This window comes from Sphingomonas sp. BAUL-RG-20F-R05-02 (assembly GCF_022662305.1).
Classification (GTDB): Bacteria; Pseudomonadota; Alphaproteobacteria; order Sphingomonadales; family Sphingomonadaceae; genus Sphingomonas.
Genome location: NZ_JAKNQH010000002.1, coordinates 470,160 through 496,694, shown reverse-complemented (window position 1 = coordinate 496,694; position 26,535 = coordinate 470,160). Strand labels below are relative to the sequence as shown.

The following is a 26,535-nucleotide window of genomic DNA, read 5'->3' as shown; positions in this document are numbered from 1 at the left end:
TTTCGGGAGGGGCGGGGCTGACGCTCCGCCCTATTCCATCGCAACCCGCATCGCAGCACCCGTCACGAACGGCGTACCGGCGACCAGCACCAGGCTAACCGCGCCGAGCAGTTTGAACGCGCCCGCGCCGCCGCCGGGATCGAGCGCGCCGGCACCGAAGATCAGCAGCGGCACCGCCATTGGCAGCATCAGCAGCCCGGCGAGCGCACCCGCACCGCGCAAACCGGCGATCAGCGCCGACACCGCTACCGCCAGCGCGGCAAGCCCCGGTGTGCCGATCAACAACCCCAGCTCCACCCGGCCAAGCGCCCCGCCCGACAGGCCGAGCAGCCCGGCCGCGATCACCGCCGCCAGCATCAGCGGCGGCGCGAACGCGAGCCAGTGCGCGAGGATTTTGGCGGCGGCCACCCCGCTCATCGAGAAACCGCGCACGCTCAACTGATCGAACATGCCCGCCTCCGCATCTGGGCCGATCAGCCGGTCCACCGGCAGCAGCGCCGCCAGCAGCGCAGCCGACCAGATCACGCCACCGCCAACACGGGCGAGCAGCGCCGCATCCGGCCCGATCGCGAACGGGAACAGGATCGCGACGAGCAGGAAGAACGCGATCGGATTGCCCATGCCGCCGCCCGCCCACGCCAGCCGCAGATCGCGCGCGATCAGGCGAGCAAGCGCGCTCAAAGTGCGATCGTCCGGGCGTCCGGCACGGAGATGGCGGTATGTGTCGCCACGACCGCGACTCCGCCGCGCGTGCGGTGCGCGGCGATCAAGCTCTCGAGGAGAGCCAGGCTGGCTTTGTCCAAGCCGTTGGCCGGCTCGTCCAGCAGCCACAGCGGGGCGCCGCTCGCGACGACGCGCGCAAGCACCGCGCGACGGCGCTGCCCGGTGGAGAGCAGCCGGACCGGCACCGCCGCAAGCGCCGCCAGCCCGGTCGCGGCGAGCGCATCGGTCACGCGGCGCGCGGAGTCGGGCACGCCATCGAGCGCCGCCCAGAACGCCAGCGCGTCAACCAGTCGAAGACCGCCATCGAGTGCGGCGGCATCCGCCATCAGCGCGCACCGCTCCGCCTCCACCGCGCCCGAAGCGGGGGCGAGCAGTCCGGCGGCGATCCGCAACAGGCTCGATTTGCCGATACCGTTCGGGCCGGTCACCAGCGCCGCCTCGCCGGCTGCGAGCGTGAATGTCAGCCCGGTGAACAACGCGCGCCCGCCACGTACGCACGTGACGTCGCGAAAGGCCAAGTGTGCGGGCGGTTGATCGGGCGCGGCCATCGGCTATGCCTTAGGCGAGAAGGCGGACCCCACGCCAGCCATGAGGATGCGCGAAGATGATCGAACAGCTCAGCGATGCGGACCGTGCGGACGCGCTCGATGAACTCGACGAATGGGATTATGACGAGGCGCGCGACGCGATCACGCGCAGCTTCACCTTTGCGGATTTTTCCGGCGCTTTCGGGTTCATGACGCGCGTGGCGTTGCTGGCGGAGCGCGCCGACCACCATCCGGAGTGGAGCAACGTATGGAACCGCGTCGATATCGCCTTGACGACGCATGATGCCGGCGGCCTCTCCCACCGCGACGTCGATCTCGCCCGAGCGATCGAGGCGTTGCTGGCGTAGTCGCCGGGCGTCAAATCAGCCCGGCGGGTTCGACGTGACCGAGCAGCATCACGCCGGTCAGCAGGAAGGATATGGCGGCTAGGGCGATCGGGCGAGCGATGTCGCCACGACCGATGAGGCGCATCGCCGTCACGCGATCGGCGCGGCAGTAACGGCGGTGCCGGCGAGCAGCACGGTGAAGACCAGCGCGCCGAGCAGTGAGGCGGCGATCTGCTGAAGCGAAGCGAAACGGTTGGTCATGGCAGTGGTCCCATTTAGCGGCGGCCGGACCATCCGGCTGCCGATGCAAAAAGGTTTGCAGGGAGTGTGCCAAGTCTAAAAACGGTTTCAAATGATAGGCTTAGGGAAATCCGCCGCGCGGTTCCTGGTATTTCGCTGGTGGAACGCACCACAGATTGGCGCAAACCGCTAACCGGCGCGAAGCTGGTCTCTCCCGGCATGCTTCGCCGCGTACAGCAGCGCGTCGGCACGGGCCAAAACGGCACTGAGATCCTCTGCGCGCGAAGTGCCGCTTATGCCGGCGGAGAAGGTCACCGCGCCGATCTGAGCGTCGGATTCGCGCACGCGGAAACGGCGTGCCGCAACCTGCGCACGCGCGGACTCCAGCGTTGCCACCGCCTCGTCGCGATCGACGCCGACGAACAACACCGCGAATTCCTCACCGCCGTGGCGCGCGACGAGGTGCCCCTCGCACGCGCTGCTCAGGGCCGCCGCGATCGCCTTCAGCACACGGTCGCCGACCGCATGACCGAAGCGGTCGTTCACCGACTTGAACCGATCGATATCGCACAACGCCACGTGGATCGGCCGACCGGCGCCTGCGCGAGCGAACGCCTCCTCGAAGGCGCGACGATTCGGCAGATCGGTCAGCGGGTCGCGTCGGGCATTCTCGCGCGCTTCCTCAAGCGCGACGCGCAGTTCGCTGGCCTCAACCGTTGCGTCGGCCAGCCGGCTTTCCGCAGCCTGCACGCGCGCCAGCATCACGCTGGTCAGCCGCACGACCTCATCCACGTCGGATGTGGCATGGATCGCATCGGCGCTCGCGGCGAGATCGCGGCTGAAATCCTCTGTTTCGGTCCGGATCGCATGCACCATGTCGGAAAAGCCGGCGACCTGCGCCTGCGTGCGTGCGATCAGCCCATCGGCGAGCGCAGCCGCATCAGGCATGGCAGCAACCGACTCGTGGCGTTGTTCGGGCGCGCGGGGGGGCGGGGGCACCACTGACAAAGGCGTCGCGACAGCGGCCTCGCCGCCCAACTTTTCGATATCGCGCGCCGTCAGGCGAAATCCGCCCTCGGTCAACGTCTGCACCGAACGGGCGAGTACGCCATCGGTTTCGGTCATTATGCGGTATGCGAACTGGTAATGGCGCGGATCGGCGCTGAGCCGTTGATCCAGCAGAAAATCGCGGATCCGCTCGAACAATGCCGCCGAGCCCTCGTCAGTCGCTGTGGCGTGCCTGCGCGCTCCGGTCTTCACGGATCGTCCACCTCTTACCCATGCGGCCGCGCACGCGCGCGACCCTGTGGTCCCCGCCGGTTGTGTAGAGCGCAAACTGCTAACAAGGCGTGACCGCGGTTCAGCGGGTGAAGGCGATGCCGAGCCTGGCTCGCGTGGTGCGCCGGTTATAATCGTCGATCGCCTCGCCATAGCCGCTCCACGCCTGGCCAAAGAGGTAGATGTGCGGCCAGCCCTCGCCCAGCGCCGCGAGCGGATACGACAGGAACGCTTCGGCCGCGCCTTTGCCGGTTGCGGGATTGCCGCGCGCGGTAAGGGCGAGCTTGATGCCGTCCTGCCGCCCGATCGCGGCCGTGATCGCGCTATAGCCCCAATAGCGACCTATGTTATCGGCGATGCCGCGGTTGCGGATAAACAACCACGCTTGCGGGGTGAGATCGAGCCGCCATCCGTCCCCCAGCGCCACGGTCTTGTTGAGCCGGAGATACGCGCGGTTGATGTCGATCGAGGTGGCCGGGCCGCCGCCGTTCGAATCGTGCCGGACGCCGATCGCGGCGGCGGTGGTCGCATCGAGCGGCATTTCGACATAGAGCTCCGGGTTGTAGGTCGTCGAGCGGAACGGCACCGACGGTTGGTTGAGTGCCCAGAACATCGTCTGCGTGTACGCGAAATCGAGATGCGGCCCGTCCTCGTGTCCGAGCCCACGGAACGCGAAGCTGAACTGCAATTTGCCGCCTGCATCGTTCAGTCCGAAAGCGCCGTAGATCGGCGCGTAGGCGTGGAAGCGGTCCAAGAACGCCCCCGATGTGCCGGCCGACGTAGTGACGACGTTTTCCGCAACCGCCGGCGCGGGTCGGTGGTCGAGCATCGCCGCCGCTTCGACCGGTGCGGCGGTCTGATCCTGCGGCGGTGCACTGGCGACCAACGTCGCAGGCGCGACGGCGGCAAGACGGTAATGCATGCGCGCGAAGCCACCCGGCGCGACCGGACCCTCGCCGTCGGGCGCGGCGACGAGGTGTAGATGCGACCCGTCGCGCGCGATCGTGTCGATCTCGGACGGACCTTGTGCGGGCGCGGCCTGCGCGCCTTCGTTGAGCAGGAACACCTCCACGCCATTTCGCGCCGCATCGGCGGAAGAGGGCGGCTCGACCAGTGGGCGGAGTTGCGCGGCGGCCGGCAGCGCTACGGCGGCCGGCGCGATGCCCACGATCAACCAGAACTTCGGCCACCAGAACTTTGGCATGGCAGGCTCCCCCGCGTCGGGTATCCGATTCTCAACGCTGGCGGTTTAGTGGCAGCGCGGCTAGGCGATGGCAATGCGCGTTTCCCCTGCCGATCTCGATCTCGCCGCCCAACTCGCCGACGCGGCGGGTGCGGCGATCCTGCCTTATTATCGCAAGCCTCACGGGCTGGAAGCGAAGGACGACGCGTCGCCGGTCACGCTCGCCGACCGCGCGGCGGAGGCGGCGATGCGGACGCTGATCGAGCGACGCTTTCCCGAGGATGCGATCATCGGCGAGGAATATGGCGTGCGCGATGGCACCAGCGGCCGCGCCTGGGTGCTCGACCCGATCGACGGCACGCGCGCGTTCATCTCCGGGCGGCCGATCTTCGGCACGCTGATCGCGCTGGTGGCGGAAGGGTGGCCGGTGCTCGGCGTGCTCGACCAACCAATCCTGAAGGAGCGCTGGGTCGGCACGGTCGGGCGTCCGACGATGTTCAACGGCGCGCCCGCCCAGACGCGGCGTTGCCCCGATCTCGCGAAGGCGCTGCTCGGTACCACCTCGCCCGCGTTGTTCGATGATAGCCAGTTGCACGCGTTCGAGCATCTCGACGGCGCGGTGATGAGCACGGTGCTGGGCGGCGACTGCTACAATTACGGCTGCGTGGCGAGCGGCTGGCTCGACGTGGTGGTCGAGGCGGGGCTCAAGCTGCACGATTTCGCCGCCTTGGTGCCGATCGTAGAGGGCGCGGGAGGGCGGATGTGCGACTGGCAGGGCGATCCGCTCACCGCCGACAGCATCGGCGAAGTGGTCGCGGCGGGCGACCCGGCGCGGATCGAGGAGATTCTCGAGGCGCTCGCCTGCAAGGGGCATTGAGGCTCGCGACCGACACGGGCTTTTAAACCTGCCCCTCCTTCACAAAGGAAGCGGCGGTTCAGAACAGCCCAAAGAACTTCTTGTGCTGCTCCTTGCGCTCGCCCGGCGCCTTCTTGCCATCCTCGGCCTTGGCGGTGGTGCCGTGGCCGACATCGTCACGCGGTTTGCCCTTGGTGGTGCGTTGCGCCGTGGCGGTCGCGCCCGCCAGCACCGGGCCGCATTGCGCGGCCTTGGCATCGCCCACGTCGACGAACGCCAGCACCGCCGCCAGTGGCGTGCCGACCAGCCCGAGCGCGACCCCCGCACCCGCGCGCGCGACCAGATCGGGGCTGATCGGGTTGATGCGTGGCTTGGCGAAGCTGCCCTCGATGCCAATTGGTGACTGCGCGGAGAACAGGCTGATCTTCTTGGCGTCGGCGCGGAACGCCATGTCGATCGCCTCGGTGCCGAAGCCGAAGCCGCCGCGCCCGATCATCACGTTCTTGGTGGTGTCGATCAGGATCGGGTCCGCCGCCGCCACGCCGTGCCCTACGGTGAAGCCGATCAGCCCGCAGTTGATATGGACCGGCTCCTTGAGCTTGTCCTGGAACATCTTCTGCACGAACGTACCGATATCGAGCTCGGCGAGCTGCACGTTGCGCGTCCAGAACGTGCCTTCGGGCAGGATGAACGCGATGCGGCCATGCGAACTCGCCAGCGAATCGTGCAGCGTGTCGCCATCGCCAGCCAGTGTGATATGGCCTTTGACGACGCCGCTCGTCCCCGCCTCGTCGACGCCATAGCCGGCGAGCAGCCTGCCCATCGGCGTCGGCGCTAGGCGGATGTCGTAATCGGTGTGCATCGGCGCGCGACGCTCGTCCATGATGATATCGGCGGCGACATTGCCGCGCGCCATCGAAAAGGTGAGCGGCGAGAGCTTGAGCAACCGGTCGACCAGCGACACGGTGAGGTCGATATGCGAGATCGGCACGTTGCGCGATCGCACCACGCCGACCGTCCAGTGCGCATCGGCATCGAAGTTCTTGATCGACTCAACCCGCAGGTTTGCGTCCGGCAGGATGTGCGAGGCGCCCGCGCCGGTTTCCGCGGCGGCGGCGATCGCGCCTTTGGCGGCGACGGTATCGGGGTTGTAGCCGATAAACGGCGCGGCATCGACGATATCGAGCTTGCGCGTGGCGAGCTTGGCGTCGATTTTGAGGCGCGGCTTCACGTTGCGGATCGTGAAATTGCCCGACAGGTCGCTTGCACCGAATGTTCCGGCCAGATGCGTAAAGGCATATTCCTCGCCGGTCTTCACCAGCGTCGAACGGGCGGTGTAGGTGCGGGTGCGCGGGATCACCACGCCGATGATGTCGAGCAGTTCGGCGGCATTTCGCCCACGCGCCTTCACGGCAAGCGGTACCCCCTCGATATCGGTCAGGCCCGGCAGCGTGCCCGACACGTCGACGATGTTGTGCGCGGCGTGTGCCGTCAGTTGCAGTTCGTTCTTGCCGCGTGCGACCGTCGCATTGGGCGACAGCATCGCGCCCGACAGGGTGAACGGTGTATCGCGCACAACCCCGTTGCCGGTGAAGCGGATCGCATCGGTGATGCTGGTGCCCTGCGACCGGATCGGCTCGAACGACAGGTCGGTCACCAGTCGCATCTGCGGATCACGGTAGCGCAAGGTCGTCTGCGCGACGAGCGCGCGGCGGATCAGCGGCAGCGTCAGCGGCTTGCCGCCCTTGCCGTCACCGAACGTCCAGCTGTTGTGCTTGTGCGCGGCATCCCATTCGAGATCGATCGCACCCTTGGTAAGATTGAGGAAGTGCAACCGTTTGCGCCCCCAGATCATCGAAAGCGGCGCGATCCGCGTGTCGATCCGCCCCGCCTCGAACAGGTTGGGCCTGGTCGCCCACGACGGATTCGAGATCGTGATCCCCTCGGCAAGAAACTTGATGTCGAGCGGATCGAAATAGAGCTGGAAATCGCCCCGCACTTTTAGGTCGCGGTGGAGCAGGCCGGCGGTGATCCGCTCGAACGGGTGCTTCAGGAAGCGGCCCTTGGTGATGTACAGCACCAGCCACACCAAGAAGATCGCCGCGACCAGCCCGATCGCGATGTTGCGGACGATCCGCCATGCGCGGCGGTGGCGACGGGGTGCAGGTTCGCCGTGATCGGCGATCCGGTCCTCGGGGGTGATGGGGCCGGCTGTGTCCATGGCGCCTCAATGCGCGCAAAGCGGTTCGGGTTGCAATCCCCGGCACGAATCGCTATGCGCCCCGCTTCCCGCGAGTAAGAGGAACTGCCCGGCCGGTATGGGCTGCCGTGGCCGTTCATAGATCGTCGCGTATTAGAAAGGACGAAAATGCCCAAACTCAAGACCAAGAGCGGCGTTAAGAAGCGCTTCAAGTTCACCGCCACCGGCCTGTTGAAGCACGGCGTCGCCGGCAAGCGCCACCGCCTGTTGCATCACAACGGCAAGTACATCCGCCAGAATCGCGGCACCAAGGTTCTCGCCAAGGCGGATACCGCTGCGGTGAAGGCCTGGGCCCCTTACGGCCTGCGTTGAGCGGAAGGATATAGATAGATGGCACGCGTAAAACGGGGTGTTACCACCCGCGCCAAGCACAACCGGATTCTCGATCAGGCGAAGGGCTATTATGGCCGTCGCAAGAACACGATCCGCATCGCCCGTCAGGCTGTCGAGAAGGCCGGCCAATATGCGTATCGCGACCGCAAGGTTAAGAAGCGCACGTTCCGCGCCCTGTGGATCCAGCGCATCAACGCGGCCGTCCGCGTCGAGGGCCTGACCTATGCGACGTTCATGCATGGCCTGAAGCTCGCCGGCGTTGAACTCGACCGGAAGGTCCTGGCCGATATCGCGATGCACGAGGGTGCAGCGTTCAGCGCGATCATCGCGCAGGCGAAGGCGGCTCTGCCCCAGGCCGCCTGAGGCGACTTGCACGCAAGCGAAATGGGGCGTCGGTGGCAACACCGGCGCCCTTTTCGTTTGGATTTCCGCCAGGCGGAGAACGATAAGGAGGGTCAGATGGCACTGCAAACCTGGTGGCTCTACGTCACCGTCGTCTTCCTGATCTCCGGCACGCCCGGCCCCAACATGCTGCACGTCATGGTGCAGAGCATCCAGCACGGCCCACGCCGCGCGCTCGCGTCGATGGCCGGGTTGATGAGCGCGGTGCTGCTGTGCCTGCTCGCCTCGGCGGCGGGGCTGGGCGCGCTGCTGAAGGCGTCGCCGCTGCTCTACACCGCGATCCGTTATGTCGGCGTGGCGTATCTGGTTTGGCTCGGCGTCAAGGCGTGGCGCGCGCCGGTCGGCATCGCCGAGGAGGGGGTGGCCACCCCGCAGCGGTCGCTGCGCGCGCTGTACCTCACCGGGCTCGGCACCGGCCTGTCCAATCCGAAGCTCATAATCTTCGCCGCCGCGCTGTTCCCGCAGTTCGTCGATCTGCACCGCCCGTTCGCTGCGCAGCTCGGCGTGCTGGTGGCGAGCTTCGTGGTGATCGAAGGGGCGTGGTACAGCGTCTATGCGCTCGGCGGCCGCAGCCTCGCAGCGTGGCTCGCGCCCGCCAACCGGCGACGGCTGTTCAACCGCGCGTCCGGTGTCCTCTTCATCGGTTTCGGCGCCGCACTGCTCGGCGCGCGCGTCTGAACGCTTGACCTGACCGCCGCGCTCGGCTTCGAGGCGAGGCGTACCCAAGGAATCCTAATATGCCAGTCGAATTGCACGAACTGCCACCTGAGCTTCGCAAGTCGCTTGATGAAATCGGCAATCTGGGCGTTTCTGAAGAGCAATTTCATCTTACGCGAAAGCGGATACTTGATGAAGCCGCTACGAGTGAAACCTTGGCCGCCTTAGATGCCGTTCGTGTCGCTGCTCTTGGGAAAACCGGAGTGGTGTCAATTTGGCTAAAGCTGATTGGAGGGCTTCCTCCAGAAAATCGCGCGCCCGCTTCATACAGGTTCAATAGGCTTCGCGAAGAGGTACAAGTAGCGATCGCCGATCGCAAGGCCGCGCTCGACCGTGCCGAACTCGACGCGAAACTGGCGCGCGAGACGCTCGACATGACGCTCCCCGCCGAAGCCGCGCCGCTCGGCAGCATCCACCCGGTTTCGCAGGTGATGGACGAACTGGCGGAAATCTTCGCGGACCTCGGCTTCGCGGTCGCGACCGGGCCGGAGATCGAGACGCAGTGGTACAACTTCACCGCGCTCAACATGCCCGAGACGCACCCGGCGCGGGCGATGCACGATACCTTCTATCTTAACGCGCACGATGGCGAGGAAGCGCGCGTGCTGCGCACGCATACGAGTCCGGTGCAGATTCGCGCGATGCAGGCGGCGGGCGGCAGCAAGCCGATCCGCATCATCGCGCCCGGCCGCACCTATCGCAGCGATTCGGACGCGACCCACACGCCGATGTTCCACCAGGTCGAGGGGCTGGTGATCGACAAGGGGATCACGCTCGGCCACCTCAAATGGACGCTCGAGACCTTCCTCAAGGCGTTCTTCGAGCGCGACGATATCGTCCTGCGGCTGCGCCCGAGCTACTTCCCGTTCACCGAGCCATCGGCGGAGGTCGATGTCGGCTTCTCGGTCGTGAACGGCAAGCGCGTGATCGGCGGCTCGGATGGCTGGATGGAGGTGCTCGGCTCGGGCATGGTCCACCGCTCGGTCATCGCGGCGGGCGGCTACGATCCCGACGAATGGCAGGGCTTCGCGTTCGGCTGCGGGATCGACCGGCTGGCGATGCTCAAATACGGCATGGACGATCTGCGCGCCTTCTTCGACGGCGATGCGCGCTGGCTGAAGCATTACGGCTTCTCCGCGCTCGACGTCCCCACTTTGTCCGGCGGAGTCGGCGCATGAAGTTCACGCTTAGCTGGCTGCACGAGCATCTCGACACGGATGCGACCCTCACCGAGATTACCGATACGCTCACCCGCATCGGCCTCGAGCTTGAAGGCGTCGAGAACCCCGGCGCGAAGCTCGCCGCGTTCCGCGTGGCCAAGGTGCTCACCGCCGAACGCCACCCGCAGGCGGACAAGCTGCAAGTGCTGTCGGTCGATGCCGGGGACGGTCCCATGCAGGTCGTGTGTGGTGCCCCCAATGCGCGCGCCGGCCTGGTCGGCGTGTTCGGCATGCCCGGCGCGACCGTGCCCGCCAACGGCATGGTGCTAAAGGTCGCGGAGATTCGCGGGGTCGTGTCGAACGGCATGATGTGCTCGACGCGCGAGCTGGAGCTTGGCGACGATCATGACGGCATCATCGAACTGCCCGCCGATGCGCCGATCGGTACGCCCTATCCGGACTATGCCAGCCTCAACGATCCGGTGATCGACGTCGCGATCACCCCCAACAAGCAGGATTGCATGGGCGTGCGCGGCATCGCCCGCGATCTCGCCGCCGCCGGTCTGGGGCGCCTCAAGCCGCTGGTCGTACCCGGCACCGGCCAAACGCCCGCGCCGGTCGCGGGCGAGGGCGCGGGGCCAGCGATCCGCATCGAAGACACTGCGGGTTGTCCGGCATTCTACGGCCAGAGCGTATCCGGCGTCGTCAATGGCACCGCGCCCGAGTGGATGGCGCGCCGCCTCAAGGCGATCGGGCAAAAGCCGATCTCGGCGCTGGTCGATATCACCAACTACGTCTCGTTCGATCTCGGCCGGCCGCTCCACGTCTATGATCGCGCCAAGCTGTCCGGCGGGCTCGTCGCACGCAAGGCGCACCCGGGTGAGCAACTCCTCGCGCTCAACGGTAAGACCTACATGCTCGACCAGATCATGACCGTGATCGCCGACGACAGCGGCGCGCTCGGTATCGCCGGCATCATCGGCGGCGAGTCGTCGGGGTGTGGCGCCGACACCACCGACGTGGTGATCGAATGCGCCTATTTCGATCCCGAAAGCATCGCCCGCACCGGCCAGAAGCTCAGCGTCACCAGCGACGCGCGGCAGCGGTTTGAGCGCGGCGTCGATCCGGCGTTCGTCGAGGACGGCCTCGCCATCGCTTGCCGCATGGTGGTGAACCTGTGCGGCGGCATCCCCAGCGCCATCACCCGCGCCGGCGAGCCGCCGGTCCCCGCCACGGTCATCACGTATGATCCGGCGCGTGCGGAGACGCTCGGCGGCCTCGCCGTCGCGCCCGAGCGGCAGCAGGCGATCCTCGAAAGCCTAGGCTTCACCGTCTCGGCGGACTGGCATGTCGGCGTGCCGAGCTGGCGCCGCGATGTCGAGGGCGTGCCCGATCTGGTCGAGGAGGTGATCCGCATCGAGGGGATCGACCATGTCCCGCCGGTGCCGCTGCCGCGCATTCCCGGCGTCGCCACGCCGACCGCGACGCCCGAGCAGAAGGTCGAACGCCGCGTCCGTCGCGCCGCCGCCGCGCGCGGGCTGAACGAGGCGGTGACGTGGAGCTTCCTGTCCGAGGCCGAGGCCGCGCCCTTTGGCGGCGGCGCGTGGAGCCTTGCCAACCCGATCAGCGAAGACCTTAAGGTGATGCGCCCGTCGCTGCTGCCCGGGCTGCTGTCGGCGGCGGCGCGCAACCTCAAGCGTGGCGCGGACGGCGTGCGGCTGTTCGAACTCGGCCGCCGCTATCTGGCGGACGCCGAACGCGCCACGCTCGGGGTCGTGCTGGCCGGCGAGAAGCACCCGCGCGGCTGGCAAAGCGGCAAGGCGCAACCCTTCGATGCGTTCGACGCCAAGGCGGAGGCGATCGCGCTGCTTGCCGCGGCCGGCGCGCCGGTCGACAATCTCCAAATCTTCGGAGAAGCCGGCGAACATTGGCACCCCGGCCAGTCCGGCACGCTGCGGCTCGGGCCGAAGACGGTGCTGGCGGCGTTCGGCATCGTTCACCCGCTCACCGCCCGCGCGTTCGATCTCGACGGCCCGGTCGCGGCGGTGGAGCTGTTCCTCGATGCGATCCCCGCCAAGCGCGGCGCAACCGGCTTCATGCGCCCGGCCTATGCGCCGCCAGCGCTCCAGCCGGTGCGGCGCGACTTCGCCTTCACCGTTCCCGCCGGGCTCGCCGCCGATGCGCTGGTGCGCGCGGTGAAGGGCGCGGACAAGGCGAGCATCACCGCCGCGCGGCTTTTCGATGTGTTCGAGCGCGAGGGTGTGCGTTCGGTCGCGATCGAGGTGACGCTGCAACCCGGTGACAAGAGCTTCACCGACGAGGCGCTCAAGGCGATCGCCGCCAAGGTGGTCGCGGCGGCGGCGAAACAGGGCGCGGTGCTGCGCGGCTAAGGGAGACGGCGAATGGCGGACCTGATCGAGATCAAGGGCGGCGGGCTGAGTGCGGCGATCAACCCGTTCGGCGCGGAACTCACGCATCTGCGCGACGCCCAAGGCCGCGAGTTGATGACCGACGCCGATCCGAAGTTCTGGACCGGTCACGCGCCGCTGCTGTTTCCCTTCGTCGGCCGCCTCAACGGCGATATGCTGCGCCTCGACGGTGCGGAATATCCGATGAAGCAGCACGGTTTCGCCCGCCGCCACAACTTCGCGCTGGTCAATCATGACGCGGCCAGCGCGCACTTCCGGCTGGTGGATGATGCGGAGACGCGCGCGGTCTACCCGTTCGCCTTCGCGCTCGATGCCACCTACAGCATCGCGGGTGCGACGCTCACCGTCGCCATCGCCATCACCAATCGCGGCGACGTTGCCATGCCCGCCAGCTTCGGCTTCCACCCCGCGTTCGCGTGGCCGCTCCCTTATGGCGCGCCGCGCGAGGACCACCGCATTGTGTTCGCCGCTGACCAACCCGGTACGCTGGTCGAACTCAACGACGGCCTCGCCACCTCTGCCGATCGCGCCTCGCCGCTCGATGGGCGCGTGCTCCATCTGAAGGAGGGCCTGTTCGACGACGACGCGCTGATCTGGAACGGCCTCGCCTCGCGCAGCGTCCGCTACGGCGCGTCGACCGGTCCGCAACTGGATGTCGCCTTCGACGCCGACAAGCTCGGTATCTGGAGCAAGCCCGGGGCGGCGCGCTTCGTCTGTATCGAACCGTGGCACGGCATCGCCGACCCGGCGGGTCACACCGGCGATTTCCGCGACAAGCCCGGCGTGTTCGAGATCGCCCCCGGCGGCACTTGGTCGTGCCAGTTGCGCGTCACGCTCACCGCCTGATCTTTTCGCGGGGGTACGACTTTATCGCAGCATCGATCGCAACCATATCCGCCCCGTAACAAAAGGGGCGGGAATGTTCGCAAGCTGGCTGACGGTGCTGTTGCTGATGCTATGGGCGCGTCGCGAGGTGAACGCCGGGCGCGCGCTGTTCGCCGCCCCGCGCCGCTGGCTGGCGCGACTGGGGCGCGGGCATGTGCTGTTTGCCGTCGCACTCGCCGGAGTGATGATCGGTTTGGTGTGGCTGATGAAGGCGGACGGCGCGATGCTCGTCGCGTTCGGCTGGCCCGAGGTCTCCGCGCTTTCCACCATGATCGATCTGCCCGCGTTGATCGACATTGCGGTGATCGCGCTGGTCGCGGCGGGGCAGGCGGGGTTCGGTCGCGTTGCAAGAGCCGCGCGCCCACACCCGCGCCAGCGCCGGCGCCGCACGCTGCGCAGCCGGACGCGGCGGACACCCGCCAACGACGACGAGGACAGACTGCGCCAAGCCGCTTAGTTGAGTTGCCGCGCCGCTGCCGCTAGGCCGCAGCGATGAATCACATCTCCGACCGCCGCACCTTCGCGATCATTTCGCATCCTGACGCCGGCAAAACCACACTCACCGAAAAACTGCTGCTGTTCGGCGGCGCGATCCATCTCGCCGGTGAGGTCAAGGCACGCGGTGCCGCCCGGCGCGCCCGCTCCGACTGGATGAAGATCGAGCAGCAGCGCGGCATCTCGGTCACCTCCTCGGTAATGACGTTCGAGCGGCAGGGTGTGACCTTCAACCTGCTCGACACGCCGGGCCACGAGGATTTCAGCGAGGACACATACCGCACGCTCACCGCCGTCGATTCGGCGGTGATGGTGATCGACGTGGCGAAGGGCATCGAGAGCCAGACGCGCAAGCTGTTCGAGGTATGCCGCCTGCGCAACGTGCCGATCATCACCTTCGTCAACAAGGTCGATCGCGAGGGCCGCGAGGTGTTCGCCATCCTCGACGAGGTGGCGGAACTGCTCCAGCTCGACGTGACGCCGATGACGTGGCCGGTCGGGATGGGCAGCGACTTCGAGGGCATCTTCGATCTCGCCAGCAACCGCCTGCTGATGCCCGAGGGGCCCAGCCGCGAATTCCAGGGCAAGGTGATCGAGACCAGCGGACTCGACGATCCGCAGCTCGATTCGCTGCTGTCCGCGCAGACCCTTGCCAAGATGCGCGAGGATGTCGAACTCGCGCAGGTCGGTTACCCCGAGTTCGATGCCAAGGCGTATCGCGCGGGCAACCTTACGCCGGTGTATTTCGGCTCCGCGCTCAAGGAGTTCGGCGTCGATTCGCTGATCGAGGCGCTCGCCGCCTTCGCACCGCCGCCGCGCGCGCAGCCCGCCGAGCCCGCCGCCGTCGAGCCGACCCGCGACGAGGTGACGGGCTTCGTGTTCAAGGTGCAGGCCAATATGGACCCCAACCACCGCGACCGCATCGCCTTCATGCGGCTGTGTTCGGGTACGTTCAAACGCGGCATGAAGCTTACCCCCAGCGGCCACGGCAAGCCGATCGCGATCCACTCGCCGATCCTGTTCTTCGCGCAGCAGCGCGAACTGGCGGACGAGGCGTATCCGGGCGACATCATCGGTATCCCCAACCACGGCACGCTGCGGGTCGGCGACACGCTGTCCGAACGCGCCGATGTGCGCTTCACCGGGCTGCCCAATTTCGCACCCGAAATCCTCCGCCGCGTCCAGTTGAAGGACCCAACCAAGACCAAGCAGCTTCGCAAGGCGCTCGACGATATGGCCGAGGAGGGTGTCACGCAGGTGTTCTACCCGGAGATTGGTTCGAACTGGATCATCGGCGTGGTTGGCCAGCTACAGCTCGAAGTTCTGCTGTCGCGGCTCGATGCCGAGTATAAGGTTGCCGCCGGGCTGGAGATGGCGCCGTTCGAAACCGCGCGCTGGGTGTCGGCGGAGGATGCGGCGGACCTCAAGGCGTTCACCGATCTCAACCGCAGCGCAATGGCCAAGGACCGTGACGGCAACCCGGTGTTCCTCGCCAAATCAGCGTGGGAGGTCGGCTATATCGCGGATCGCTATAGCAAGGTGAAGTTCGCGGCGACACGCGAGCGGTGAAGTCTGGCTCGGCCACGGTGATCAGGCGCGGCCGTAGCCAGACTTCGGGGACCAAGGACCAAACGGCGGGGACACCGTGCAGCCCGGATCTTCCGTAATGCTTGGGGGCGTCGGAAGCTGAGGTGGTGCTACGCGATTCGCTCCCTTGACTCGATTCCGGTGCTTAACGAATCGTTAAACTACGTATGGTGCGGGTCCGCACAAACGCCCGCATTCACAACGTGCTATCAACCGACTCTGACAAAAGGTGCGGCTAGCGCGAAATCTGCCGGGTGTCGGCTGCCTCGTCATCGCTGGCCAAAGCGTCGGCCAATGCGTCGCGCACCGCACGCACCGCCTCGATCGTCGCGGCGCTGGATGGTGCACGCTTACGCTCATCGGCGAGGAGTTTCTGTACGCCGCGAATGGTATAGCCTTCGTGCGTCAGCAGGCTGTTGATGCGTTGCACCAACGCGACATCTTCCGGCCGGTAATAACGCCGATTGCCTGCGCGTTGCAGCGGCCGAAGCTGGGGGAAGCGCGTTTCCCAATAGCGCAGGATATGCTGCGGCAGCCCGGTTTCACGGGATAATTCGCCGATCGTCCGATATGCGCCCGCGGCCTTGTCCCCCGCCTTTGCTCCCGCCATCCTCTCGCCCGCCGCCTGTTCCGGCGTGTCGGGGGCCGTCATCAGCCGGCGTCCACGATACGGTCGCGCATCATCTGGCTGGCGCGGAACGTCAGCACACGGCGGGGTGCGATCGGCACCTCCACACCGGTCTTCGGATTGCGCCCGACCCGCTCACCCTTGTCGCGCAGCACGAACGTGCCGAAGCCTGAAATCTTGACGTTGGCGCCCTGCGACAGCGCCTCGCACATATGTTCGAGAATTTGTTCGACCAGCTTGGACGAGTCCGCGCGCGACAACCCGACTTGATGATGCAAGGCTTCCGATAGATCGGCCCGCGTCAGTGTTCCTGTAGACACTTAGTCCTCCCCCTTTCCCCAAAGGTGACGGCCTGCGTATCACGCCGCGAAAGGTGCCGGAAGGGCTTAGTTCCTCAATGACAACGAAGAATTCGGAACGGTACCGTACTGTCGCAACCCGAAAACGCCGACAACGCTGTCAGAAACGCGCCACTGCCGCACCCCAGGTGAAGCCGCCGCCCATCGCTTCGAGCACGATCAGGTCGCCGCGTGTGATTCGTCCGTCTCGAACGGCGGTGTCGAGTGCGAGCGGCACCGACGCGGCGGAGGTGTTGGCGTGGCTGTCCACCGTCACCACCACCTTGTCGGGGGACAGGCCGAGCTTCTTGGCGGTGGCATCGAGGATGCGGGCGTTGGCCTGATGCGGAACCAGCCAGTCGATCGCGGATGCGTCGAGCCCGGCGACTGCCATCGTCTCGCTCAACACTGTCGCCAGATTGGTAACGGCGTGGCGGAACACCTCGCGGCCCTTCATGCGCAGCTTGCCGACCGTACCGGTGGTGGAGGGGCCGCCGTCGACATAGAGCAGCCCGTTGTGGCGCCCGTCGGCGTGCAGCCGCACTGCGAGGATGCCGCGATCGTCAGGCGCGCCTGCGCTCTCCTGGCCTTCCAGCACGATCGCGCCCGCGCCGTCGCCGAACAGCACGCAGGTCGCGCGGTCCTCCCAGTCGAGGATGCGGCTGAACGTCTCCGACCCGATCACCAGCGCGCGGCGTGCCGAACCGGCGCGGATCATGCTGTCCGCCACCTGCACCGCGTAGAGGAAGCCCGAACATACCGCCGCCACGTCGAACGCGACGGCATCGTCGATGCCGAGCATCGCCTGTACCTTGGTGGCGCTCGACGGGAAGGTCTGGTCGGGCGTGGCGGTCGCCAGCACGATCAGGTCGATGTCCTGCGCGGTGCAGCCCGCCGCCGCGATTGCGGCGCGTGCGGCATCGGCGGCGAGCGTCGCGGTGGTCTCATCGGGGCCGGCGATGTGGCGGAACTTGATGCCGGTGCGTTCGACGATCCATTCGTCGGTGGTATCGACGGTTTCGGCAAGCTGCGCGTTCGAAACCCGCCGCGCGGGGAGCGCGGAGCCGGTTCCGGTGATGACGGCGCGAATCATGGCTAGTTCCTTCGAGCCCGGTCAGGCTGCCTTTGCTTCGAAATTGCCGAGATCCTCGGCGATGCGGCGCGTCAGATCGTCGCGCACCATCTTGGCGGCCACGCCGATCGCGGTGGCGACGCCGATCTCGTTGGCGCTGCCGTGGCTCTTCAACACGAGGCCGTTGAGGCCGAGGAAGACCGCGCCATTGTGGTTGTTGGGGTCGAGATGGTGGCGCAACAGATCGGTCGCCGGCTTTGAGATCAGGAAGCCGATCTTCGAACGGGTCGAGCTTTTGAACGCGCGGCGCAGCAGGTCCGCGACAAACCGCGCGGTGCCCTCCGCCGTCTTCAGCGCGATGTTACCGGAGAAACCGTCGCACACCACCACGTCGACCTCACCGCGCGACAGCCGGTCGCCTTCGATGAAGCCGGTGAAGTTCATCGGCAGATGCGTGGCGAGCCGCAGCGTCTGCGCGGCATCGCGGATCTCATCGGTGCCCTTCTGGTCCTCGCTGCCGATGTTGAGCAGTGCGACACGCGGGCTCGCGACGTCCATCGTGGTGCGCGCATAGGCGGCCCCCATCACCGCGAATTGCACGAGGTTGCGCGCATCGCATTCGGTATTGGCGCCGAGATCGAGCACCACCACGTCGTTGTCGCCGAGCGAGGGCAGCATCGCCGCCAGCGCGGGCCGGTCGATACCGGGCATGGTGCGCAGGCTCAGCTTCGCCATCGCCATCAGCGCGCCGGTGTTGCCCGCCGATACGCAGGCCGAGGCGCGACCCTTCTTCACCATATCGATGGCGATCCCCATCGAAGTGGTCTTGGCGCGACGAATCGCCTGGCTCGGCTTGTCGGAGGAACCCACCACCTCGGGGGCGTGGACGATCTCCGAATGCGCGGTCAGGTTGGGGTGCTTTTTCAGCCCCTCGGTGATCGCCGCTTCATCCCCGACGAGGATGAAGCGCAGCTCCTCGAACTGGCGACGCGCGCGTGCGACGCCGGCGAGCATGACTGCCAGCCCCTCGTCGCCACCCATCGCATCCACGGCAATCCGGGAGCCGTTCATCACTGCACCCCCTTGTTCCGTGGAGATCAGGCTTCGACCGAGACGATCTCGCGGCCGTTATAATGGCCGCATGCGGTGCACAGGTTGTGCGGGCGCTTCAGTTCGCCGCAGTTCGGGCATTCCTGGAACGACGCGATGCTCAGCGCATCGTGCGCGCGACGCATGCCACGCTTGGACGGGGTGGTTTTTCTTTTGGGGACGGCCATTTCGGCGAAACCTTGTGCTTGTTGCGTATCGATGCGAGTCGATCCGCCCGGACCATGCCCAAGCGACCGACGGTAAGTCGGCCGCGGAAGGCACCAGCGGCCGAACGCATCGCGAAGCACCGCGCCTATAGCGATTTCGGCCGGCGTTGCAAGCGCCGCGCTCCGGTGCCACAGCCGCCACCTCTCATGAAAGGAACGAAATTGGCGTCTGTCCTGCTGCCGATCACGCTTGCCGCCGCTGGTGGCGCCGGCATCATCAACTTCTGGCTGGCGGTGCGCACCGGGCTGATTCGCCGCGCCACCGGGGTGGAACTCGGCGACGGCGGCAGCGCGCCGCTGATTCGGCGGATGCGCGCGCACGCCAATTTCGTCGAATACACGCCCTTCGTATTGCTGCTGATCGCGCTGATCGAATTCAACATCGGCAGCCCGGCGTGGCTGTGGGTCGTCAGCGCCGCGTTCCTGCTCTCCCGAGTCGCACATGCGCTCGGCATGGACGGCATGCCCGCGGGACGCGCGATCGGTACCGCCGTCACCTTCGCGGCGCTGGTCGGCCTGTCGGCCTATGCGGTGGCGCTGCCGTTCATCGGTGGCGCCCATACCGCTGCGGAGACGATGATCCGCATCCGGTAATCACGCCGCCAGCGCGCGATCGCTCACATACGGGTTGGTCGCGCGCTCCTGCGCGAAGGTGCCGGGCTGGCCGTGCCCGGGCAGGAAGGTGGTGTCGTCCCCCATCGGCCACAGCTTGGCGACGATCGCATCGAGCAGATCCTGATGGCTGCCGAGCGGAAAGTCGGTCCGCCCGATCGACCCTGCGAACAGCACGTCGCCGACGATTGCCAGTTTGGAGGCGGGGTGGTGGAACACGACATGCCCCGGCGTGTGGCCCGGCGTGTGATAGACGTCGAGCGTGAGGTCACCGACCGTGACGGTGTCGCCCTCGACCAGCCAGCGGTCCGGCTCGAACGGGGTGCCCGGTACGCCATAGGCGCGACCGTCATCCTCCAGCCGCGCGATCCAGAAGCGGTCCGCCTCGTGCGGCCCCTCGATCGGCACGCCGAGTTCCTTGGCGAACGGGCCGGCCGCGCCGCAATGGTCGATATGGCCGTGGGTGAGGATGATCTTCTCGACGGTGACGCCGTGCTGCGCCGCCGCCGCGCGCAGCTTGGGCAGATCGCCACCGGGATCGACGAACGCGCCGCGCATCGTCTGCGTACACCACAGCAAGGTGGAATTCTGCTGGAGCGGCGTCACCGGCACGATCGCCGCGCGGAGGGGTGGGTTGGCCATGCCGGGACACCTAAGCCCGCTGTACCGGGCAGACAAGGGCGTGGGTGGCGGCATGGCTCGCGGCAGGGCTTGCTCAACCGGGCATAAACGCTGCATCTGTCGCCCGGATATGCTGCCGGCTGCCCCCTTTGTCCTGCTCGACGATGCGAGCGATGCCAGCGGGGTCGCGCGGCTCTATCGCGATCCGGTGCGGATCGTGACGGCGCACAGCATCGCGGAGGTGTGGCCGGCGCTGGAAGCGATCCGCACGGGGCAGCGCGAAGGGCTGCACGCCGCCGGCTACCTCGCCTACGAAGCCGCCGCCGCGTTCGAGCCGACGCTGACGCCGCCACGCCCAGGCGATGCGCCGCTACTGTGGTTCGGCCTGTTCGCCGCCTGGGACACGGTCGCGGACGTGCCCGCGCTGCTGCCCGATCCGGCCGGCGCATGGCTCGGCCCGAGCGAACCCGAGATGGACTATGCCACCTATGCCGAGCGGTTCGCGGCGGTACGCGAGCTGATCGCGGCGGGTGACGTCTATCAGGCCAACCTGACCTATCCGGCGGCGGTGCCGGTGCAGGGCGATCCGCGTGCACTCTACGCGCAACTACGCGGGCGGGCGCGGGCGGGGCATGGCGCGCTGATCCACGACGACGCACGCTGGCTGCTGTCGCTCTCGCCCGAGCGGTTCTTCGCGCTGTCGGGGCGCGATCTCGTTTGCATCCCGATGAAGGGCACCGCGCGGCGTGGCGCCACCGCGGCGGAGGACGCCGCGCTCGCCGAGGCGCTCGCCGCCGATCCCAAGCAGCGCGCCGAAAACCTGATGATCGTCGATCTGATGCGCAACGATCTCGCCCGCGTCGCGGTGGCGGGCAGCGTCGCGGTGCCGGATCTGTTCGCGGTTGAACGCTACCCGAGCGTGCAGCAGATGGTCTCCACCGTCACCGCCACGCTCGCGCCCGAGCAGGACGCGATCGACGTGCTCGCCGCGCTGTTCCCGTGCGGCTCGATCACCGGCGCGCCCAAGCTGCGTGCGATGGAGGTGATCGCCGGGGTCGAGGGTGCCCCACGCGGCCTCTACACTGGCGCGATCGGCCGGATCGATGCGGACGGCGATGCTGCGTTCAACGTCGCGATCCGCACTTTGGTGCTGGCGGACGGGCACGCCACGTTCGGCGTCGGCGGCGGCATCGTCGCCGATTCGCGTGTGGCCGAGGAATGGGCGGAGACGCAGGTGAAATCCGCCTTCCTCGCCACCCCCGGCCCGGGCTTCGACCTGATCGAGACGATGGCGTTCGATCCGGTCGCCGGGCTGGCGCAACTCGAACGCCACCTCGAACGGCTGAAGGCGAGCGCCACCGCGTTCGGCTTCGCGTTCGATCGTCACGACACCCGCAACGAACTCCAGGCGGCGACCTTCCGGCTGCGCGATGCCCGCCGCATCCGCCTGCTGCTCGCGCGCAGCGGCGCGATCGCCATCGAGGTATCGCCGCTGCCGCTTGCGCCCGACCATCCCGTGCCGGTCGCGGTGGTGCCGCTGCCAGTCGACCCCAGCGATTTCCGCCTGCGCCACAAGACTACCGATCGCGGCTTCTACGATGCCGCCCGCACCGCCGCCGGTACGTTCGAGGTGGTGTTCGCGCGCCCCGACGGCCTGCTCACCGAAGGCAGCTTTACCGCGTTGTTCGTGCCGCGCGGCGACCGGCTCGTCACCCCGCCGCTGGCGCGCGGGCTTTTGCCCGGCGTGCTGCGCGCGGCGCTGCTCGACAGCGGCGAAGCGGTTGAGGGCGATCTCACCGCCGCCGACCTTGCGCACGGCTTCTTCGTCGGCAACGCGGTGCGCGGGCTGATCCCGGCGGTGCTGGCGGTTGCGGAAGGCGCGGACGCCAGTCTATAGCCGCGCCGCTTGTCCCCGATAGAGGCGTTTCCCCATGCACCCATCCGCCGCGCTTGCCCGCATCAAGCCTTCGCCCACGCTCGCGATCACCTCGCGCGTGCAGGAGTTGAAGCGCGCCGGCGTCGACGTGATTGGTCTCGGCGCGGGCGAACCCGATTTCGACACGCCCGACTTCATCAAGGAAGCCGGCATCAAGGCGATCCGTGACGGGCAGACCAAATACACCAACGTCGACGGCACGCCCGAACTGAAGGACGCGGTCGTCGCCAAATATCTGCGCGACAACGGCCTCACCTACACGCGCGACCAGATCACCATCAACGCGGGCGGCAAGCACACCTTGTTCAACGCGATGGTCGCCACGCTCGACGCGGGTGACGAGGTGGTGATCCCCGCGCCATATTGGGTGAGCTACCCCGACGTGGTGCTGTTCGCGGGCGGCACCCCGGTGTTTGTCGCGGCGGGCGCGGACCAGAACTACAAGATCACGCCTGAGCAGCTCGATGCGGCGATCACGCCGAAGACCAAATGGGTCATCATCAACTCGCCGTCGAACCCGACCGGCGCCGCCTATAGCGAACCGGAGCTGAAGGCATTGGGCGAGGTGCTGGAGCGGCATCCGCATGTGTGGATCTTCGCCGACGACATGTACGAACATATCCTGTTCGACGATTTCAAGTTCACCACCATCGCGCAGGTCTGCCCCGCGCTGTACGAGCGCACGCTGACCGCCAATGGCTGTTCCAAGGCCTATGCGATGACCGGCTGGCGGATCGGTTTCGCCGGCGGTGCGCCGTGGCTCATCAAGGCGATGTCCAAGCTGCAATCGCAGTCGACCAGCAACCCCTGCTCGATCGCGCAGGCCGCCAGCATCGCGGCGCTGACCGGCGATCAGGGCTTCCTCAAGGACAATGCCGCGCTGTTCCAGCGCCGCCGCGATCTCGTCGTCGGCATGCTCAACCAGATCGAGGGCATGACCTGCCCGAACCCGGAGGGGGCGTTCTACGTGTACCCGGAATTCTCCGGGCTGATCGGCAGGAGCACCCCGAACGGCAAGCGCATCGACACCGACGAGGATTTCGTCGGCTACCTGCTCGACGACGCCAAGGTGGCGGCGGTGCAGGGCGCGGCGTTCGGCCTCTCGCCGGCGATGCGGATCAGCTATGCGACCAGCGACGAACTGCTGACCAAGGCGTGTGAGCGGATCCAGGCGGCCAGTGCTGCGCTGAAGTAAGCGCGGTAGGCGAGCAGCCGAGCCCCCTTTTTTTTGGATCTCCCCCGACGAAGGGCGAGGTCCAGTTGGAAAGCGGCGGTAATGGAACGCGTCGCCAATTCGCCGCTCCGGAATTGGTCCCCGGCCTGCGTCTGGGAAGGGCCGCAAGGGCGAGGGCAGGGGCGATCGGCGCATCCCCCACAAGCGCGGCGTGGCGAAGCCACGCCGTCGGTCCTCGCTGGCGCGAGGCCGGCCGGGCTTCTCGCCGAGGCGCGGATTAGCTTGGGCTAATCCGCTGCGAGAAGCTCAGAACAACCCCTCAATCTCGCCCGCATCCCCGAACCGGATCGCTTCCGCCGCTGGCACGCGCGGCAGACCCGGCATCGTCATCAGATCCCCGCATACCGCCACTACGAAGCCAGCTCCCGCCGCCAGCCGTACCTCGCGGATCGGCACGACATGGCCGACCGGCGCGCCGAGCAGCGTCGGATCGGCGGAGAAGCTGTACTGCGTCTTCGCCATGCACACCGGCAGATGGCCGAACCCCGCCGCCTCCCAGCGCGCAAGCTGCGCCACGACCTTGGCATCCGCCGCCACGTCGTCGGCGCGGTACAGCCGCGTCGCCACCGCACGCGTCTTGTCGAGGAGCGGCAGGTCGTCGCCATAAAGCGGCCGGAACTTCGCACCGCCCGCGTCGATCCGCGCCACCACCGCCTCGGCGAGATCGACCGCGCCCGCGCCGCCGTCCGCCCAATGGCGGCACAGCACGCCCTCGGTACCGTGCGCGGTGGCGATCGCACGGATCGCGTCGATCTCGGCGTCGCTGTCGGTGGCGAAGTGGTTGATCGCCACCACCACCGGCACGCCGAACTGGCGCACGTTTTCGATATGCCGCGCGAGGTTCACCCCGCCACGCTGCACCGCCGCCACGTCCTCACGGCCGAGATCGGCCTTGGCGACGCCGCCGTTCATCTTCAGCGCGCGCACCGTCGCGACGATCACCGCCGCGTCCGGCGCCAGCCCCGCCTGCCGGCACTTGATATCGAAGAACTTCTCCGCGCCGAGGTCCGCGCCGAACCCCGCTTCGGTCACTACGTAATCGCCCAGCGCCAAAGCCGCACGCGTCGCGATCACCGAATTGCAGCCGTGCGCGATGTTGGCGAACGGCCCGCCGTGCAGCAGCGCGGGGTTGCCCTCCAGCGTCTGCACCAGGTTGGGCTTGATCGCCTCCGCCAGCAGCACCGCCATCGCGCCGTCCGCCTTCAGGTCGCGCGCGGTCACCGGTTGGCGGTCCCGCGTCTCCGCGACGATGATCCGCCCGAGTCGCGCCTCGAGATCGGCGGCATCCTCGGCAAGGCACAGCACCGCCATCACCTCCGACGCAACGGTGATGTCGAACCCGGACGCGCGCGGAAAGCCATTGGCGACGCCGCCGGGCGACTGGGTGACCTCGCGCAACGCCCGGTCGTTCATGTCGAGCACCCGCTTCCACGTCACCCGCCGCACGTCGATATCGAGCGCATTGCCCCAATAGATGTGGTTGTCGATCATCGCCGCGAGCAGATTGTGCGCGGAGGTGATCGCGTGAAAATCGCCGGTGAAATGGAGGTTGATATCGACCATAGGGCCGACCTGCGCATAGCCACCGCCGGTCGCGCCGCCCTTGGTGCCGAAGCACGGCCCCAGCGACGGTTCGCGCAACGCCAGCACGGTCTTGCGCCCGGTCCGGTTGAGCGCATCGGCCAGCCCGACCGAGGTGGTGGTCTTGCCTTCGCCCGCCGGCGTCGGGTTGATCGCGGTGACGAGGATCAGCTTGCCAGGAGTGCGCGGCGGCAGCACGGCGGGATCGAACTTCGCCTTGTCGCGGCCATAGGGCTCGATCTGCTCCGGCGTGAGCCCGAGATCGGCGGCCACGTCCACGATCGGTCGTAGCGTCACCGCCCGGCTGATCTCGATATCGCTCGGCATCGTCATTCCCCCCAAGCGCCGGCCTCAGCCGTCGCTCGCCCGCTCGATATCCGCGCCGACTGCGCTAAGCTTCTCCTCCAGCCGCTCGTACCCGCGATCGAGGTGATACACCCGCGCCACCTGCGTCTCGCCCTCCGCCGCCAGCCCCGCGAGGATCAGGCTCATCGACGCGCGCAGGTCGGTCGCCATCACCGGCGCGCCGACCAGCCGCTCGACGCCGCGCACCACCGCGGTCCGGCCGGAAACGTGGATATCCGCGCCCATCCGCGCCAGTTCCGGCACATGCATATAACGGTTTTCGAAGATCGTCTCGGTCAGCACGCTCGCGCCGTCGGCCTTGGTCAACATCGCCATGAACTGCGCCTGCATATCGGTGGCGAAACCGGGGAACGGCGCGGTCGACAGCGTGAGCGGGCGAAGCCGCTCGGGTGCCGCGACGTGGAGCACGTTGTCGCGTTCCTCCACGGTCACTCCCGCCTCGATCAGCGCGGTGATCGTCGCGCGCATATCCTCCGCCACCACGCCGACGAGATCGAGCGTACCACCGGTGATCGCCGCCGCGCAGGCATAGCTGCCCGCCTCGATCCGGTCGGGCATCACCGCATAGGTCGCGCCGTGCAGGCGATCGACACCGGTGATCTCCAGCGTCTCGCTGCCGATGCCGGTGATCTTGGCCCCCATCGCCACCAGGCAGTTGCACAGATCGACGATCTCCGGCTCGCGCGCGGCATTGCCGATCCGGGAGACGCCGCGCGCCAGCACCGCCGCCATGACCACATTCTCGGTTGCCCCGACCGATACGATCGGGAACACGTAATCGCCGCCCGCCAGCCGCCCGCCCGGCGCGCTTGCCTTGACGTAGCCCGCCGCCAGTTCGATCTCCGCGCCGATCGCCTCCAGCGCCTTGAGGTGGAGGTCGATCGGCCGGTTGCCGATCGCGCAGCCGCCCGGCAGCGACACCGTCGCCTCGCCCGCCCGTCCGACCAGTGGGCCGAGCACCAGAATCGACGCGCGCATCTTGCGTACGATATCGTACGGAGCCTCGGTCGAGGTGAGCTTGCCGGCACGGATCGTCATCACCCGGCCGAAGTCTTCCGGCCGCGCGCCCTCGATCTGCGTCGAGGCGCCGAGCTGGTTGAGCAGGTGGCCGAAACTATCGACGTCTGCCAGCCGCGGCAGGTTGCGCAGCGTCAGCGGCTCCTCGGTCAGCAGCGCGCATGGCATCAGCGTGAGCGCGGCGTTCTTGGCACCGGAAATGGGGAGACGGCCCGACAGGCGCTTGCCGCCGCGAATGATGATACGATCCATCCTTCGGCTCTTATCGCTTCGTCCCGCGCGCGCAAGCGAACGCACGAGATTGAAAGGGGAATGTGACCGGTTTGAAGCCCTATTGATCGACTTTAATGCGCTGATCCCCCCGCGCTGCTTTGGATGGGCAACCAAGGGGG

At 67.5% G+C, this 26,535-nt stretch carries 26 protein-coding genes; 13 read left to right on the top strand and 13 right to left on the bottom strand.

All coding sequences use genetic code 11. From position 1 onward, the window contains the following. Nucleotides 1-30: 30 nt before the first annotated feature. Both L8F97_RS07340 and ccmA read right to left on the bottom strand, forming a co-directional pair. Nucleotides 31-681: a heme exporter protein CcmB gene (locus tag L8F97_RS07340; protein WP_242148009.1), complete on the bottom strand. Its 651-nt coding sequence runs from the start codon at nucleotides 679-681 to the stop codon at nucleotides 31-33. Then, nucleotides 678-1,271 (bottom strand): heme ABC exporter ATP-binding protein CcmA, encoded by a 594-nt coding sequence (gene ccmA / locus L8F97_RS07335; RefSeq protein WP_242148007.1) that lies wholly within the window; start codon nucleotides 1,269-1,271, stop codon nucleotides 678-680. The genes L8F97_RS07340 and ccmA overlap by 4 nt, the downstream gene beginning before the upstream one ends. Before the next feature lie 56 nt (nucleotides 1,272-1,327). Here ccmA and L8F97_RS07330 point away from each other — a divergent pair, with 56 nt between their 5' ends. Beyond that, a complete protein-coding gene (locus tag L8F97_RS07330) occupies nucleotides 1,328-1,618 on the top strand; it encodes a 4a-hydroxytetrahydrobiopterin dehydratase (protein ID WP_242148005.1) in 291 nt (96 codons plus the stop codon). A gap of 408 nt (nucleotides 1,619-2,026) precedes the next feature. Here L8F97_RS07330 and L8F97_RS07325 read toward each other — a convergent pair whose 3' ends face one another. After that, entirely contained in the window at nucleotides 2,027-3,097 is a 1,071-nt protein-coding gene (locus L8F97_RS07325) for a sensor domain-containing diguanylate cyclase (protein ID WP_242148003.1), read from the bottom strand. 100 nt (nucleotides 3,098-3,197) lie between these two features. Then, on the bottom strand, nucleotides 3,198-4,319 hold the full coding sequence (locus L8F97_RS07320; protein ID WP_242148001.1) for a phospholipase A: 1,122 nt from the start codon (nucleotides 4,317-4,319) through the stop codon (nucleotides 3,198-3,200). Nucleotides 4,320-4,392: 73 nt separating this feature from the next. Here L8F97_RS07320 and hisN point away from each other — a divergent pair, with 73 nt between their 5' ends. Next, nucleotides 4,393-5,175 (top strand): histidinol-phosphatase, encoded by a 783-nt coding sequence (gene hisN / locus L8F97_RS07315; RefSeq protein WP_242147999.1) that lies wholly within the window; start codon nucleotides 4,393-4,395, stop codon nucleotides 5,173-5,175. Between the two features lie 58 nt (nucleotides 5,176-5,233). Here the strand turns inward: hisN and L8F97_RS07310 are convergent, their stop codons facing one another. Then, a complete protein-coding gene (locus L8F97_RS07310; protein WP_242147997.1) occupies nucleotides 5,234-7,375 on the bottom strand; it encodes an AsmA family protein in 2,142 nt (713 codons plus the stop codon). A 147-nt stretch (nucleotides 7,376-7,522) separates the two neighbouring features. Between L8F97_RS07310 and rpmI the strand changes: the two genes are divergently transcribed. The 8 genes from rpmI to L8F97_RS07270 all read left to right on the top strand — a co-directional run bounded on the left by rpmI (nucleotide 7,523) and on the right by L8F97_RS07270 (nucleotide 15,404). After that, nucleotides 7,523-7,726, top strand: a complete 204-nt coding sequence (gene rpmI, locus L8F97_RS07305) for a 50S ribosomal protein L35 (RefSeq protein WP_069203665.1) — start codon at nucleotides 7,523-7,525, stop codon at nucleotides 7,724-7,726. Between the two features lie 18 nt (nucleotides 7,727-7,744). Next, nucleotides 7,745-8,110, top strand: coding sequence for a 50S ribosomal protein L20 (gene rplT / locus L8F97_RS07300; RefSeq protein ID WP_242147995.1), 366 nt, complete (start codon nucleotides 7,745-7,747; stop codon nucleotides 8,108-8,110). A 96-nt stretch (nucleotides 8,111-8,206) separates the two neighbouring features. Continuing rightward, the gene (locus L8F97_RS07295) at nucleotides 8,207-8,827 is read left to right on the top strand and encodes a LysE family translocator (protein ID WP_242147993.1); all 621 of its coding nucleotides are present in this window, start codon (nucleotides 8,207-8,209) and stop codon (nucleotides 8,825-8,827) included. Between the two features lie 59 nt (nucleotides 8,828-8,886). Next, nucleotides 8,887-10,044, top strand: coding sequence for a phenylalanine--tRNA ligase subunit alpha (gene pheS, locus L8F97_RS07290; protein ID WP_409929014.1), 1,158 nt, complete (start codon nucleotides 8,887-8,889; stop codon nucleotides 10,042-10,044). Further along, complete coding sequence (pheT, locus tag L8F97_RS07285) at nucleotides 10,041-12,416, top strand: phenylalanine--tRNA ligase subunit beta (protein WP_242147991.1); 2,376 nt, start codon at nucleotides 10,041-10,043, stop codon at nucleotides 12,414-12,416. The genes pheS and pheT overlap by 4 nt, the downstream gene beginning before the upstream one ends. A 12-nt stretch (nucleotides 12,417-12,428) precedes the next feature. After that, nucleotides 12,429-13,301 carry an aldose 1-epimerase family protein gene (locus L8F97_RS07280; protein WP_242147989.1) on the top strand — a complete coding sequence of 291 codons (873 nt, stop codon included), beginning with the start codon at nucleotides 12,429-12,431 and terminating at the stop codon, nucleotides 13,299-13,301. 73 nt (nucleotides 13,302-13,374) lie between these two features. Beyond that, nucleotides 13,375-13,797, top strand: a complete 423-nt coding sequence (locus tag L8F97_RS07275; protein ID WP_242147988.1) for a hypothetical protein — start codon at nucleotides 13,375-13,377, stop codon at nucleotides 13,795-13,797. A gap of 35 nt (nucleotides 13,798-13,832) precedes the next feature. Beyond that, on the top strand, nucleotides 13,833-15,404 hold the full coding sequence (locus L8F97_RS07270; protein WP_242147985.1) for a peptide chain release factor 3: 1,572 nt from the start codon (nucleotides 13,833-13,835) through the stop codon (nucleotides 15,402-15,404). A 253-nt stretch (nucleotides 15,405-15,657) separates the two neighbouring features. Here the strand turns inward: L8F97_RS07270 and L8F97_RS07265 are convergent, their stop codons facing one another. From L8F97_RS07265 to rpmF, 5 genes are all read right to left on the bottom strand, one after another. After that, entirely contained in the window at nucleotides 15,658-16,032 is a 375-nt protein-coding gene (locus L8F97_RS07265) for a MerR family transcriptional regulator (protein WP_242148299.1), read from the bottom strand. Nucleotides 16,033-16,073: 41 nt separating this feature from the next. After that, the gene (locus tag L8F97_RS07260; protein ID WP_313931914.1) at nucleotides 16,074-16,370 is read right to left on the bottom strand and encodes an integration host factor subunit alpha; all 297 of its coding nucleotides are present in this window, start codon (nucleotides 16,368-16,370) and stop codon (nucleotides 16,074-16,076) included. Between the two features lie 139 nt (nucleotides 16,371-16,509). Continuing rightward, complete coding sequence (locus L8F97_RS07255) at nucleotides 16,510-17,481, bottom strand: beta-ketoacyl-ACP synthase III (protein ID WP_242147983.1); 972 nt, start codon at nucleotides 17,479-17,481, stop codon at nucleotides 16,510-16,512. Nucleotides 17,482-17,502: 21 nt separating this feature from the next. Further along, a complete protein-coding gene (gene plsX / locus L8F97_RS07250) occupies nucleotides 17,503-18,531 on the bottom strand; it encodes a phosphate acyltransferase PlsX (protein WP_277924785.1) in 1,029 nt (342 codons plus the stop codon). Nucleotides 18,532-18,557: 26 nt separating this feature from the next. Then, entirely contained in the window at nucleotides 18,558-18,737 is a 180-nt protein-coding gene (gene rpmF / locus L8F97_RS07245; protein ID WP_242147979.1) for a 50S ribosomal protein L32, read from the bottom strand. A gap of 201 nt (nucleotides 18,738-18,938) precedes the next feature. Between rpmF and L8F97_RS07240 the strand changes: the two genes are divergently transcribed. Next, the gene (locus L8F97_RS07240) at nucleotides 18,939-19,370 is read left to right on the top strand and encodes an MAPEG family protein (RefSeq protein WP_242147977.1); all 432 of its coding nucleotides are present in this window, start codon (nucleotides 18,939-18,941) and stop codon (nucleotides 19,368-19,370) included. Here L8F97_RS07240 and L8F97_RS07235 read toward each other — a convergent pair whose 3' ends face one another. Then, on the bottom strand, nucleotides 19,371-20,030 hold the full coding sequence (locus tag L8F97_RS07235; protein ID WP_242147975.1) for an MBL fold metallo-hydrolase: 660 nt from the start codon (nucleotides 20,028-20,030) through the stop codon (nucleotides 19,371-19,373). A gap of 109 nt (nucleotides 20,031-20,139) precedes the next feature. On the opposite strand from L8F97_RS07235, the gene pabB reads away from it, so the two are divergent. Together pabB and L8F97_RS07225 are read left to right on the top strand one after the other, a co-directional pair. Then, nucleotides 20,140-21,906, top strand: coding sequence for an aminodeoxychorismate synthase component I (gene pabB, locus L8F97_RS07230; RefSeq protein WP_242148295.1), 1,767 nt, complete (start codon nucleotides 20,140-20,142; stop codon nucleotides 21,904-21,906). 34 nt (nucleotides 21,907-21,940) lie between these two features. Continuing rightward, nucleotides 21,941-23,140, top strand: a complete 1,200-nt coding sequence (locus L8F97_RS07225; protein ID WP_242147973.1) for a pyridoxal phosphate-dependent aminotransferase — start codon at nucleotides 21,941-21,943, stop codon at nucleotides 23,138-23,140. A gap of 285 nt (nucleotides 23,141-23,425) precedes the next feature. Here L8F97_RS07225 and L8F97_RS07220 read toward each other — a convergent pair whose 3' ends face one another. Together L8F97_RS07220 and murA are read right to left on the bottom strand one after the other, a co-directional pair. Then, nucleotides 23,426-25,087, bottom strand: coding sequence for a formate--tetrahydrofolate ligase (locus L8F97_RS07220; RefSeq protein WP_242147971.1), 1,662 nt, complete (start codon nucleotides 25,085-25,087; stop codon nucleotides 23,426-23,428). 24 nt (nucleotides 25,088-25,111) lie between these two features. Continuing rightward, nucleotides 25,112-26,395, bottom strand: a complete 1,284-nt coding sequence (gene murA, locus L8F97_RS07215) for a UDP-N-acetylglucosamine 1-carboxyvinyltransferase (RefSeq protein WP_242147969.1) — start codon at nucleotides 26,393-26,395, stop codon at nucleotides 25,112-25,114. Between the last annotated feature and the right edge of the window lie 140 nt (nucleotides 26,396-26,535).

What these genes read in the sequence shown, in the direction of transcription:
- murA (WP_242147969.1), bottom strand. Translation starts at nt 26,395, where the DNA reads ATGGATCGTATCATCATTCGCGGCGGCAAGCGCCTGTCGGGCCGTCTC.
- L8F97_RS07275 (WP_242147988.1), top strand. Translation starts at nt 13,375, where the DNA reads ATGTTCGCAAGCTGGCTGACGGTGCTGTTGCTGATGCTATGGGCGCGT.
- L8F97_RS07320 (WP_242148001.1), bottom strand. Translation starts at nt 4,319, where the DNA reads ATGCCAAAGTTCTGGTGGCCGAAGTTCTGGTTGATCGTGGGCATCGCG.
- plsX (WP_277924785.1), bottom strand. Translation starts at nt 18,531, where the DNA reads ATGAACGGCTCCCGGATTGCCGTGGATGCGATGGGTGGCGACGAGGGG.
- L8F97_RS07265 (WP_242148299.1), bottom strand. Translation starts at nt 16,032, where the DNA reads ATGGCGGGAGCAAAGGCGGGGGACAAGGCCGCGGGCGCATATCGGACG.
- rpmF (WP_242147979.1), bottom strand. Translation starts at nt 18,737, where the DNA reads ATGGCCGTCCCCAAAAGAAAAACCACCCCGTCCAAGCGTGGCATGCGT.
- L8F97_RS07225 (WP_242147973.1), top strand. Translation starts at nt 21,941, where the DNA reads ATGCACCCATCCGCCGCGCTTGCCCGCATCAAGCCTTCGCCCACGCTC.
- pheS (WP_409929014.1), top strand. Translation starts at nt 8,887, where the DNA reads ATGCCAGTCGAATTGCACGAACTGCCACCTGAGCTTCGCAAGTCGCTT.
- L8F97_RS07270 (WP_242147985.1), top strand. Translation starts at nt 13,833, where the DNA reads ATGAATCACATCTCCGACCGCCGCACCTTCGCGATCATTTCGCATCCT.
- L8F97_RS07255 (WP_242147983.1), bottom strand. Translation starts at nt 17,481, where the DNA reads ATGATTCGCGCCGTCATCACCGGAACCGGCTCCGCGCTCCCCGCGCGG.
- rpmI (WP_069203665.1), top strand. Translation starts at nt 7,523, where the DNA reads ATGCCCAAACTCAAGACCAAGAGCGGCGTTAAGAAGCGCTTCAAGTTC.
- L8F97_RS07235 (WP_242147975.1), bottom strand. Translation starts at nt 20,030, where the DNA reads ATGGCCAACCCACCCCTCCGCGCGGCGATCGTGCCGGTGACGCCGCTC.
- L8F97_RS07220 (WP_242147971.1), bottom strand. Translation starts at nt 25,087, where the DNA reads ATGCCGAGCGATATCGAGATCAGCCGGGCGGTGACGCTACGACCGATC.
- pheT (WP_242147991.1), top strand. Translation starts at nt 10,041, where the DNA reads ATGAAGTTCACGCTTAGCTGGCTGCACGAGCATCTCGACACGGATGCG.
- pabB (WP_242148295.1), top strand. Translation starts at nt 20,140, where the DNA reads ATGCTGCCGGCTGCCCCCTTTGTCCTGCTCGACGATGCGAGCGATGCC.
- hisN (WP_242147999.1), top strand. Translation starts at nt 4,393, where the DNA reads ATGCGCGTTTCCCCTGCCGATCTCGATCTCGCCGCCCAACTCGCCGAC.
- L8F97_RS07310 (WP_242147997.1), bottom strand. Translation starts at nt 7,375, where the DNA reads ATGGACACAGCCGGCCCCATCACCCCCGAGGACCGGATCGCCGATCAC.
- L8F97_RS07280 (WP_242147989.1), top strand. Translation starts at nt 12,429, where the DNA reads ATGGCGGACCTGATCGAGATCAAGGGCGGCGGGCTGAGTGCGGCGATC.
- ccmA (WP_242148007.1), bottom strand. Translation starts at nt 1,271, where the DNA reads ATGGCCGCGCCCGATCAACCGCCCGCACACTTGGCCTTTCGCGACGTC.
- L8F97_RS07330 (WP_242148005.1), top strand. Translation starts at nt 1,328, where the DNA reads ATGATCGAACAGCTCAGCGATGCGGACCGTGCGGACGCGCTCGATGAA.
- L8F97_RS07295 (WP_242147993.1), top strand. Translation starts at nt 8,207, where the DNA reads ATGGCACTGCAAACCTGGTGGCTCTACGTCACCGTCGTCTTCCTGATC.
- rplT (WP_242147995.1), top strand. Translation starts at nt 7,745, where the DNA reads ATGGCACGCGTAAAACGGGGTGTTACCACCCGCGCCAAGCACAACCGG.